This is a genomic window from Streptomyces sp. NRRL F-5123 (genome assembly GCF_000721495.1).
Lineage (GTDB): Bacteria > Actinomycetota > Actinomycetes > Streptomycetales > Streptomycetaceae > Actinacidiphila.
Genome location: NZ_JOHY01000040.1, coordinates 56,178 through 67,148, shown reverse-complemented (window position 1 = coordinate 67,148; position 10,971 = coordinate 56,178). Strand labels below are relative to the sequence as shown.

Annotated in this window: 9 protein-coding genes; 7 read left to right on the top strand and 2 right to left on the bottom strand. The window is 76.5% G+C overall.

Annotated features, from left to right (window positions below; genetic code table 11):
- The first annotated feature begins 152 nt into the window (after window positions 1–152).
- The 5 genes from IH54_RS41935 (at window position 153) to IH54_RS0126950 (ending at window position 5,008) form a co-directional block, all read left to right on the top strand.
- Window positions 153–1,406, top strand: a complete 1,254-nt coding sequence (locus IH54_RS41935; protein WP_159012081.1) for a hypothetical protein — start codon at window positions 153–155, stop codon at window positions 1,404–1,406.
- Window positions 1,407–1,540: 134 nt separating this feature from the next.
- Complete coding sequence (locus IH54_RS0126965; protein ID WP_031521597.1) at window positions 1,541–2,101, top strand: TetR/AcrR family transcriptional regulator; 561 nt, start codon at window positions 1,541–1,543, stop codon at window positions 2,099–2,101.
- 331 nt (window positions 2,102–2,432) lie between these two features.
- Window positions 2,433–3,350: an alpha/beta hydrolase gene (locus IH54_RS40245; protein WP_234343899.1), complete on the top strand. Its 918-nt coding sequence runs from the start codon at window positions 2,433–2,435 to the stop codon at window positions 3,348–3,350.
- Window positions 3,351–3,360: 10 nt separating this feature from the next.
- Window positions 3,361–3,693 (top strand): MmcQ/YjbR family DNA-binding protein, encoded by a 333-nt coding sequence (locus IH54_RS0126955; RefSeq protein WP_031521593.1) that lies wholly within the window; start codon window positions 3,361–3,363, stop codon window positions 3,691–3,693.
- A 256-nt stretch (window positions 3,694–3,949) separates the two neighbouring features.
- Entirely contained in the window at window positions 3,950–5,008 is a 1,059-nt protein-coding gene (locus IH54_RS0126950; RefSeq protein WP_031521590.1) for an SGNH/GDSL hydrolase family protein, read from the top strand.
- Between the two features lie 41 nt (window positions 5,009–5,049).
- Here IH54_RS0126950 and IH54_RS0126945 read toward each other — a convergent pair whose 3' ends face one another.
- Both IH54_RS0126945 and IH54_RS0126940 read right to left on the bottom strand, forming a co-directional pair.
- Window positions 5,050–5,715 (bottom strand): response regulator, encoded by a 666-nt coding sequence (locus tag IH54_RS0126945; protein WP_031521588.1) that lies wholly within the window; start codon window positions 5,713–5,715, stop codon window positions 5,050–5,052.
- Window positions 5,688–6,968, bottom strand: coding sequence for a sensor histidine kinase (locus IH54_RS0126940; RefSeq protein WP_031521586.1), 1,281 nt, complete (start codon window positions 6,966–6,968; stop codon window positions 5,688–5,690). Before IH54_RS0126940 ends, IH54_RS0126945 begins: the two co-directional genes overlap by 28 nt.
- A gap of 135 nt (window positions 6,969–7,103) precedes the next feature.
- Here IH54_RS0126940 and IH54_RS0126935 point away from each other — a divergent pair, with 135 nt between their 5' ends.
- On the top strand, window positions 7,104–7,787 hold the full coding sequence (locus IH54_RS0126935) for an ABC transporter ATP-binding protein (protein ID WP_052397912.1): 684 nt from the start codon (window positions 7,104–7,106) through the stop codon (window positions 7,785–7,787).
- A 748-nt stretch (window positions 7,788–8,535) separates the two neighbouring features.
- On the top strand, window positions 8,536–10,950 hold the full coding sequence (locus tag IH54_RS0126930; RefSeq protein WP_031521582.1) for an FtsX-like permease family protein: 2,415 nt from the start codon (window positions 8,536–8,538) through the stop codon (window positions 10,948–10,950).
- The last annotated feature ends 21 nt before the right edge of the window (window positions 10,951–10,971 follow it).

Genomic DNA, 10,971 nt, shown 5'->3' with positions numbered 1-10,971 from the left:
GCAGAAGACGGCATACGAGATTTCTGCCTGTCTCGTGGGCTCGGAGATGTGTATAAGAGACAGGTGGTGCTGTGTCGGGGGCGGGTTCGGAGGGTGGTGCTGTGTCGGGGGCGGGTTCGGAGGGTGGTGCTGTGTCGGGGGCGGGTTCGCGGGTGAGTGCTGCTCGCGAGGCGGGTTCGGGAGGGCGTCCGGCACCGGACGAGGGTGCGGCCCCGGGCGTACCCGGCGGCCCGCCGCCGCACGCTCCCGCCGGGCTCGCGTCGTACGCGGGCGGCAGGGAAGGCCCCGCAGCCGCGGGGGCCATCGCGGGCCTCGCCGAATGCGGGCGGCCCGCGGACGCCGAAGCGCTCGCCGTGCTGCTCGCGCACCCCCAGCACCGCGTGCGGGCCGCGGCCGCGCGGGGGTTGCGGGTACGGGACGCGGTGCCGGTCGACCGCGTCGTCCCGCTGCTGCGCGACCCCCACGGCGTCGTCATCCGCGAGGCCACGGCCGCGCTCCGGACGCGTATGGCCCAACTGCCCGCCGGGCTCGCCGAGTCGCTGCTCGCCGACACCTCGCGGGTGGCCGTGCGGCGGGCCGGGCTGCGACTGCTGGACGGGCGCGATCCCGTACGGCATCTGGCGCTGCTGCTGCGTGTGGCCGCTGACCCCGACCCGCTGCTCGGGCGGCGCGCGGCCGACGCGGCGGTGCGGGTGATCCACCAACTCCGTTCACCGGCACAGGGGTTGCGCCACGGGCCGTACGCCATGCCGGGCCCGACGCCGGAGCAGGCGGCCGAGCTGCTGGTACTGGCCGAGGCGGCAGCCGAGCGGCTGCACCACGGGCAGCGCCAGATCCTGCACGAACTCCTGGCGCCCATGGCGCCGTTGACCGAACTGCTGCGTGTGCGGCACGGCGTGCCCCACGACGTACGCAGCCCGCTGCTCCTCGTCGAGGCCACCTTCCGGGCGCAGGACGCCGAGGGCGTCGTCGCCCGTATCCGCGAGGTGCTGCTCACCGTCCTCCCGTACGCCGCCGGGCCGCCCGCCGAGTGGCCCGCGGACGACGCCTGGCCCGGGCTGCTCCCGGACTGGTTCACCGCCCGGTGCGCTCCCGAGGCTCCCGCGGCTCCCGCGGCCAAGGGCACGGCGGCGCAATGGCTCGCCCGGTGGCGCGGGCTCAGCCGCGAGGAGCGCACGGCGGAGGCGGCGACGGATGCCGCCGCGGACTGGCGGCTGCTGGACTGGGTCGGCCTCTTCGACCCGGACGACGGTGCCGACAGCCGCGGTTGGCGCTGGTGGGACGCGGAAGTCGGGCACGGGCAGGGGCGGGTGCGCTTCACCACCGACGGCCACCCGTACGGCGGGGGCGCCGCTCTGCAGTGGCTGATCGAGGCGGCGGGCGGCCACGACGTCGTCCTGCCCTGACGCACTCCCCCACGGCGCCCGTCGGCACCCTCCGCCGATGGGCGCCCGGGGCCCGATCAAGTTATCGATACACGGCGTCCATGCCAATGCATTGTGCCCCTCATCCGGCACCCTGTACGGACTACACTGCCGACGTGCCGAAACTGTGGAACGAGACGATCGAGGCGCACCGCAGTGCGGTCCGGGACGCGACGCTGGACACCACGGCGGCGCTGGTCGCCGAGCGCGGGGTCACCGGCGTGACGATGTCGCTGATCGCCGAGCGCACCGGGATCGGGCGGGCCACGCTCTACAAGTATTTCCCGGACGTCGAGTCGATCCTCACCGCGTGGCACGAACGCCAGGTCGCCTCCCACCTCGCGCAGCTCAGCGCGACGGGAGCGGGCGCGGACGCGCCTGCGCGGCTCGCCGCCGTCCTGGAGGCGTACGCGCTCATCCAGCACGAGCACCCCGTGCACGACCTCGCCGCCGCCCTGCACCGCGGCGAGCACGTCGCCGGGGCCGAGCAGCACCTCGCCGACTTCCTCGCGGGCCTCATCGCCGAGGCCGCAGCCGCGGGGGAGGCGCGGGACGACGTCCCGCCGGACGAGCTGGCCCGCTACTGCCTCGCCGCCGCGACCGCGGCCCGTGCGCTCCCGACGAAGGCCGCCGTTCACCGCCTGGTGCGGACCACCCTCGCGGGGCTGCACGCGTGAGGGCGCGGTACGTGCCGGGTGCGCGCGGCGCCGGGGCATACGCCGCGGATGGGTACACCGCGGGTCCGTGCCCCGCCGGGGCATACGCCGCGGGCCCGTACGCCGCGGGTGGGTACGTGTCGGGCCCGTACGCCGCGGGTGGGTACGTGTCGGGCCCGTACGCCGCGGGTCCGTGCCCCGCCAGCCCGTACGCCGCGGGCCCGTACTCCGCCGGGGCGTACGCCGCGGGTCCGTACGCCCCGGCTCCCGGACAGGCCGCGAGCGCGTGCACCCCCGTCCCCGAGCGCGCCGCAGGCGCCCCGCGCCGTACGACCGAGGAGCGCTGACGCCGTTGCTGCCCCCCGACTTCCTCGAGCAACTCCGCGGCGGAGCCCGCGACCGCGCCGCCACCCGTCCGCGAGGGCCCGAACTCCCCGTCGTTCGCGACCTGCTGGGGCCCGGTGGTCTGGGGCTGCGTCTCTACCGCTGCACCGCGGAAGTGCCGTCCGCGCGTCCGGACGGCGACCTCCGCACCGTCGGGAGCGGTTCACCCGATGCGGACTCCCCCGCCCGTGAGGGCGTTGCGCTGGTCGTCTACCTCCACGGCGGCGGCTTCGTCTTCTGCGGCCTCGACACCCACGACCGCACCTGCCGCCGTATCGCCCGCGCCTGCGCGGTGGACGTGCTCGCCGTCGACTACCGGCTCGCGCCCGAACACCCGCACCCCGCAGCGCTCGACGACGCCCTCGCGGTGCTGCGGTGGGCGCGGCCCGCGGCCGTGGCGGGGGACAGCGCGGGGGGCTTCCTCGCGGCCGCCGCGTGCCTGGTGCTGCGGGACGAGGGCGGACCGCTGCCCGGACTCCAGGCGCTGGTGTGCCCGAACACCGATCTGACCCTGGGCCTGCCCTCGGTCGCAGAGAAGGGCTCCGGCTACGGGCTGGACGCGGACGCGCTCACGTACTTCGCGGCCGCGTACGTCCCGGATCCGGCGCACCGCGCCGCCGCGAGCCCGCTGCACGCCGCCGACGTCTCCGGCCTGCCGCCCGCGCTGATCGTGACCGCCGAGCACGACGCGCTGCGCGACGAGGGCGACGCGTACGCCGAACGCCTCGCGAAGGCCGGCGTGCCCGTACGCCACCGCTGCGAACCCGGCCTGGAGCACGGCTTCATCCAGGGCACGGACCTGACCGACCCCGCCGCCGCCGCGGCCCACGACCGCTTCTTCGCCGACCTGCGCGCGCTCGTCCCGCGCCGCCGGGCGGCCGGTTAGCATGCGGAGAATGCTCGGTCCCGAAGACGTCCGCCGTATCGCGCTCTCCTTCCCGCTCACTGCCGAGAAGGAGCTGTGGAACATCCCGACCTTCCACGTCGCGGGCCGGATGTTCGTCACCGTGCCGGACGACGGCACGTCCTTCGCGGTGCGCTGCCCGCGCGGGGAGCGCGCGGAGCTGATCGCGTCCGAGCCGCGCAAGTTCTGGGTGCCCGCGCACGAGGCGCATTCCTCGTGGGTACGGGCCCGGCTCGCGGCCCTCGACGACCGGGCCGAGCTGCACGACATCCTGCTCGACTCATGGCGCCAGGCCGCCCCGCCGGACGCGCAGCCGCCGGACTGACCGGCGACGGGCCGTTCGGCGCCCGGCCTCGGAGTCTCGGAGCCGCCTCTCCCCGGCCTGTAGCCCGCAGCCCCCGGGCCGCGGGTCCGCCGGGCGTTGCCTGCCGCGACACGATAGATGCGACTAATCGGGAGAGGCGGCGCGGCACTTCCGGTTGTGGGGAGATGTGCACTGCGACGTCAGGAGCGTTCGCGGCGGACCGTACGCCGTCGAGATTCCGCATCCGGCGGCGTCGCCCGTGCACCACGGAGGGACCATGCCACTGCCCGTACCTCACCCGCGTGCGCGCGTGCTCGTGGCGGGGCTGGCCGCGATTGCGGTGGCCTCGCTCCTGCCCTCGGCCGCCGCCGCTCCCGCCGGCCCCGGCAGCCCCGCCGACCGGTACGAATGGGTCGCGTTGGGCGACTCGTACACCGCCGGGCTCTTCGTCGGCGCCCCGCAGCCCGCGCTGGGGGATCCGGCGCGGGACGGGTGCGACCGCACCGCCCGCTCGTATCCCGACCTCGCCGAGCGGGAGTTCGCCGCGCACCCGCTGGACAAGCCCGTGCATCTGACGGACGTCAGCTGCGACAACGCCGCCATCGGCAACATCACGTCGGACAGCCAGCAGCCGTCCAGCCCGGTGCAGCCCCCCGGCGGCGCGCCCGGCAACTGGCCCTTGGTGGAGCCGCAGATCCGCCGGGCGGAGCTCGGCGAGCGCACCGGAGCCGTCACCGTCGGCATCGGCGGGATCAGCCTGCCGTTCGGCGAATGCCTGGAACTCAGCCTCGCCCACCAGTCGTGCAGGGAGCACTACACGCATCCGCCCGCGGGCGAGGAGAGCCTCGGTACGAAGCTGGCCAGGGTCCGGGACGCATACCGGCGCATGCTCGGCGACCTGCACCGCGCGGCGCCGCGGGCAGAGGTGATCACGGTCGGCTACCCGGCCGTCCTGCCGGAGCGGGGCAGCGTGTGCGGCGACAGCCCCGCGCACATCGGCCCGATCAGCCCCGCCGACATCGACTGGCTGCGCGACGACGCACTGAAGGCCCTCAACCGGATCATCTCCCAGGAGACGGCGCGGCAGGGCGATGTCTACGTCGACCTCTACACCTCCAGCGTGGGCCACGACGTGTGCCGTCCCGAAGGCACCAAGTGGATCGAGGGGATCTGCGGCGACGCCGCGGATTTCTGGCCCGCCACCCTCCCCGGGCTGCCGTTCGACTGCGCCGCCCTCGGCAAGCGCGCCACGCTGGTCCACCCCAACGCGAAGGAACACGCCAACGCCGCCCGCCTCGTCGAACACGCCCTCCGCCGCGCCCTGTCCGACGGCTGACGGCCCGGCTCCGCACCCCCGGGGGGCGTGCGCAACGGCCCTCACGCACGCAGGAACGCGAGGACGGCCAGCACCCGGCGGTGGGTGTCGTCCGTCATCGGCAGGTCCAGCTTCGCCAGGATGCTGCCGATGTGCTTGCCCACCGCTGCCTCGGAGACGACGAGTTGGCGTGCGACCGCGCGGTTGGAGTGGCCCTGTGCGACGAGGGCGAGCACCTCGTGCTCGCGCGGGGTGAGGCGTTCCAGCGGGTCGCGTCGGCGGCGCAGCAACTGCCGTACGACTTCGGGGTCGACGACCGTGCCGCCCGCGGCGACGTCCTCGACGGCCGCCACGAACTCCTCGACCTGGCCGATGCGGTCCTTGAGCAGGTAGCCGACGCCGCCGCCGTCACCTGAGTCCAGCAGGTCCACGGCGTAAGCGCGTTGCACGTACTGGCTGAGCACCAGCACCGGCAGTCCCGGGTGCCGGGTGCGCAGCGCGACCGCCGCGCGCAGGCCCTCGTCCTGGAAGCCGGGCGGCATCCGCACGTCCGTGAGCACGATGTCGGGGCGGTGCCCGGCGACCGCCGCGACGAGGGCGGGGGCGTCGCCGACCGCCGCCGCCACCCGGTGGCCGAAGCGGGTGAGCAGGCCCGTCAGGCCGTCCCGGAGCAGGACGCTGTCCTCGGCGACGACGACGGTCAGTCCGCCGGTCGGGACGGTCGGCACGGGATCTCCACTCGCAGTCGGGTCGGACCGCCGGGCGGGCTGGTCAGAGCCAGTGTGCCGGACACCACCGCGACCCGGTCGGCGAGCCCCGCGAGGCCGCTGCCGCGCTCCGGGTCGGCCCCGCCGCGCCCGTCGTCGCTGACGTCCAGGGTGAGGAGGCCGCGCGCGTGGCCGCCGGACAGCTTCGCGTGCGCGGCGCCGCTGTGCCTGGCGACGTTCACGAGCGCCTCGCAGACCGCGTAGTACGCCGCCGCCTCGACCGCGGGCGGCAGCCGTACGTCCAGGTCGAGCGTCACGTCGACGGGGACGGGGGAGCGGTCGGCGGCGTCCGTGAGGGCCGCTGCCAGGCCGTAGTCGACGAGCACCCGCGGGTGGATGCCGTGGACGAGGTCGCGCAACTCCGCCAGCGCCGCGCCCGCTTGCTCGTGCGCCGTCGCCAACTGCTCGGCGAGGGGCCCCGGGGGCGCGTCCAGCCGCGCGAGGCCCAGCGTCATCGTCAGGGCGACCAGCCGCTGCTGGGCGCCGTCGTGCAGGTCGCGCTCGATCCGCCGCCGCTCCGCCTCGAAGGCGTCCACCAACCGTACGCGGGAGCGGGTCAGTTCGGTGATACGGGTCCGCGCGTCCGCCGGTACGAGCAGCGCGCGGGCCGCCGCCGCCCGGGCGCCCGCGGCGGCGCCCACCGCGTAGCCGCCCGCCGCCAGGCCCAGCACACCGAGCAGCGCCGCCGCCACGGCGGGCGGCCAGCCGTCCACCGTCCAGGACTTGAGCACCTTCGTCGAGGTGCCCCCGTTCACCGCGAGCATGACCGGCGCCGCGAGCAGCGCACCCGGTACGGCCACTGCCCCGGCCAGCACGAGCGCGTCCAGCGGCCACAGCACGAGCGCCAGCAGCGCGGCGTAGCCGAGCTCGCGCCACGTCGCGCCCTCCCGGACGCGGGCCAGCGCCCAACTCCCCAGTCCGGGGACGGGAGGTGAGCGGTGCGGGGACGGCGCGGGTCCTGCGTCCACCAGCCGCAGCCGGCGCCGCTCCACCGCCCCCACCGGGATGCCCGCGAACGCCGCGAGCGCCAGCACCGGCAGGCCCACCAGCACGAGCGACAGCGCCCCGCCGACCGTCAGCAGCAGCGCCAGCACCAGCAGCGTCAGCGCCCCCGCGGGCACCCCCGCGGCCAGGTACGCCGCGGCTCGCCACGGCCACGCCGACACCAGGAAACGCCCCCTGGCCAGGGCCTGCCAAACACTTCGGTCACGCATGCCGCCCACCGTAGGAGCGCGCCCCCGGACTCCGCGAGCGGGCGGGCCCCACCCGAGGGGTAGTGCCAGGCATACCCCGAGAACTCGCCCCAGCCGTGATGTCCTGTGCGTCCGCGACGAGTTGGCTTGTCGACCATGAACGACGACGTGCTCACCCTCCACGAGGTCAGCCGGACCTACCCGGCCGCCGGGGGTACGGTGACGGCCCTCGACAAGGTGTCCCTGCGCTTCGCCCGCGGCACCTTCACCGCGGTCACCGGCCCCTCCGGCTCCGGCAAGACCACACTGCTGCACTGCGCGGCAGGACTCGAACGCCCCACAGCCGGACGGGTCGTGCTCGACGGCAACGACCTCACGCGGCTCCGCGACGCCCGCCTCACGCGGCTGCGCCGCGAACGCATCGGCTTCGTCTTCCAGGCCTACAACCTGCTCCCCGGGCTCACCGCGGCGCAGAACGTCGCCCTCCCCCTCCGCCTCGCGGGCCGCCGCCCCGCCCCCGGCGCCGTCCACGAGGCCCTCGCCGCGGTGGGCCTCGCCGACCGCGCCCACCACCGCCCCGCCCACCTCTCCGGCGGCCAGCAGCAACGCGTCGCCCTCGCCCGCGCCTTCGTCACCCGCCCCGCCGTCCTCTTCGCCGACGAGCCCACGGCCGCGCTCGACAACCCCGCGGCCGAGCACGTCCTCACCCTCCTCCGCGGCATCGCCCTCGCGGGCCGCACGGTAGTGATGATCACCCACTCCCCAGCCGCTGCCGCGCCGTACGTGACCCGCACCATCGCCCTGACGGCGGGCCGAGTGACGCAGGACCCGTCGTGCTGACCCCTGCGGGGGGCTGCCGGGGCCCGCTTACCGCCGGCGGCGGAGTGCCGCTCTCGGGCGGGCTGGTCGCGCAGTTTTCCGCGCCCCTGACAACGCTCGCCCTCTCGGGCGGCGGTGGCCCCCGCTACGGGACAGCGCCCGCCGTCCCGCCCACCGTCGACCACCCACCGGCGGGGCGCCGCCAACGCGTCGGGAGGGGGACGGTTCGGGGGTGCCCCCGGAGGAATGCGCACTCACTCCCTTGCCGACCACGGAAGAGGCCGGACGCGCATTCCGAGGAGGTACCCCCGAGGCGGCACCCGACCCACCCCCGGACAGAGGCGCGATGCCCCGCCGGATACGCCGGGGGCGCGTGGGGGTACCTCCCAGGCGAAGCTCTGGGAGAGAACTGCGCGACAAGCCACATGACGGGGGAAGGTCCCGGGCACAGCGAATGCGGCAGCCCGCGGGGTCAGGGGCGCGGGGAGCTGCGCGCTCAGGTCCCGCCGGCCCGCGGGGGAACGGCTCGGGTCTCGCCGGCCCGCGGGGGAACGGCTCGGGTCTCGCCGGCCCGCAGTGGAGCCGTTCAGGTTCCGCCGGCCCGCGGGGGAGCCGTCCAGGTCCCGCCGGCCCGCGGGGGAACCACTCAGCTGGCCCGCGGGGGAACTGCTCAGGTCTCGCCGGCCCGCGGGGGAGCCGTCCAGGTCCCGCCGGCCCGCGGGCGAACCGCTCCCCGCGCGGCAAGCGCGACCCGCGGGGCGGTGACCTCGTGACCTCATCCCGCTCCCGCTGGGCCACCGTGGTGGCCCTCATCGCCGGCGGCACGCTCATGTGCGCCCTGCTCCAAGCGCTCGCCGGCGCGCTCGCCGGCCCCCCGACCACGGGCCCGGAGCGGTTCGCCCACGCCCGCGTCGTGGTCAGGGGCGACGCCACCCTGCGCGTACCCACCGAGCACGGCACCCGCACCACCGCCCTCCCGGAGCCGCGGCCCCTCCCGCCGGCCCTGCTCACGGAGTTGAGGGCACTCGGCCCCGTGGTCGAGGACCGCTCCTTCGCCGTACGGACGGCGAGCGGCGCAGCCAACCTCACGGGCCACCCGTGGTCCACCGCCCCGCTCGGCGGCTACCGGCTCACCGCCGGCCGGGCACCGCAGGCTCCCGACGAGGTCGCAGCCAGCGGCAGTTGGCCCGCGCCGGGCACCACCCTCCGCACCGGACAGGGCACGTTGCACGTCGTCGGCACCGTGGCACCCCCGCACCGCTCCTTCGAGAACGCCCTCTTCTTCACGGACGCGCGAGCCGCCCAACTCGTGTCGGCCACACGCCAGGTGGCGGTCGACGCCGACCCCACCGCCGTCCGCCGCGCGGTCAGCGCGACCGCCCCCGGCGCGACCGGGCCGACCGTGCTGACCGGCGGAGCCAAACGCGCCGCCGACCCCGACGCGGCGGCGGACCGTACCGCCCTGACCGGCGTGGAGGTCGTCCTCGGCACGGCCGCCGGCGTGACCGGCTTCGTCGTGGTGTTCGCCGTGTCGTCCGTGACGGCCCTCGCGGTGGCGGCGCGCCGCCGGGAGTTCGGGCTGCTACGGCTCGCGGGCGCGACCGCGGGCCGGCTGCGCCGCCGCGTCCTGACCGAGCAGCTGCTCCTCGCGATCCCGGCCGCCGCGGCGGGCTGCGCGCTCGGTGGGGCGTACGGAGCAAGCGCGTTGGCCCGCTGGATGGTCAACGGCGGCCTGGCGCCCGCCTGGTTCGCCGCGGACGGGCGCGGCCACGTGTGGCCGTACCCCACGGCGATGGCCACCGAGGTCGCCGCCGCGCTGTGCGGCAGCGCGGCCGCGTCCTGGCGCGCGGGCCGCACCGCACCGGCGGAGGCCCTGCGGGAGGCGGACACGCAGGTCCGCGCCCTGACCCGGGGCCGCGCCCTCGCGGGCGGCGCGCTGCTGGCGGCGGCCCTCGGCCTGGCCGCGTACTCCCTGTTCGCCGACCCCGCCGACCTGCTGCACCGCAAGTCCTACGTGTCCCGCCCGATGCTGCTGGTCGCCGCCGCGGCGGCGCTCTCGCCCGCGCTGGTACGGCCGTTGCTGCGGCTGCTGGGCGCGCGCGGCAGGCTCGTGCGGGCGCAGGCCGCCGCGGCGGCCCGGCGCACGGCCGCGGTGGCGGCGCCGGTCGTGGCGATGGTGGCGCTCGCGGGCGCGCTGCCCGGCGCGGTGGCGACCGTGAACGCCGCGAAGTCCGCGGAGATCGCCCGCGCGACGACCGCCGACCTCGTCCTGACGGCGGCGGGCGGCCTGGACACCGCCGAGCTGGCCCGCGTCCGCAGAACGCCCGGCGTCCGCACCGCTTCGGCGGCAACCGCTTTGTCAGTCACCACTCTTGAGGACGGGGTTGCCCTGATCCGCGCGCAGGGTTGGGCCGTTGACCCGGCGACGCTGCCGGACACCGTACGGCTGCCGGTCGTCGCGGGCCGCCTCGCCGACCTCGACGACGGCTCGATCGTCGTCAACGCCGAGTGGCAGCGGCACACCGTGGGCGAGTCCGTGACCGTATGGCTCGCCGACGGCACCCCGCGGCGGCTGCGGATCGCCGCCGTCCTGGCGGAGGGCACCGGCGACAACGGCGTCTACCTCACCCCGCGCAACGCCCCGCCCGGGGCGGCCCCCGCCCTGGTCCGCATCCGCCTCGCCCCGGGTGCATCCCCGGCAGCGGTCACGGCGGCACTGCGCCGCGCGGTGCCGGGCGCCGACCTCCTCACCGGCCCCGCGTGGGTACGGTCGACCGCCCCGCACGCCACCGCGGCCACCCGCCTCGGCCTCGCCCTGACCTTGGGCATCGCCCTCCTCTACGCCACCCTCGCCCTCGCGACCGCCCAGGCGATGTCCACCGCCGCCCGCACCCGCGAGCTGACCCTGCTCCGCCACTCCGGCGCGACCCGACTCCAACTCCTCCGCCTGACCGCGGCGGAATCCCTCCTCCCCGTCGCGGTCGGCGCCACCCTCGGCCTCCTGACGGCAGCCCTCGACCTCGCCACCCTCCACGCCGCCCTGACCCGCCTCGCCGCCCCCCACCCCCTGACCCTCCCCTGGCCCGAACTGGCCCTCACCACCGCGGTGTGCGCGGCAGCCGCGACGGCGGCGACAACCGTCCCCGTCCTCCTCCACCTGACCCGGAACCGTGCCCGTCCGTAGCCGTTCCGCTGCCGGTCAGGG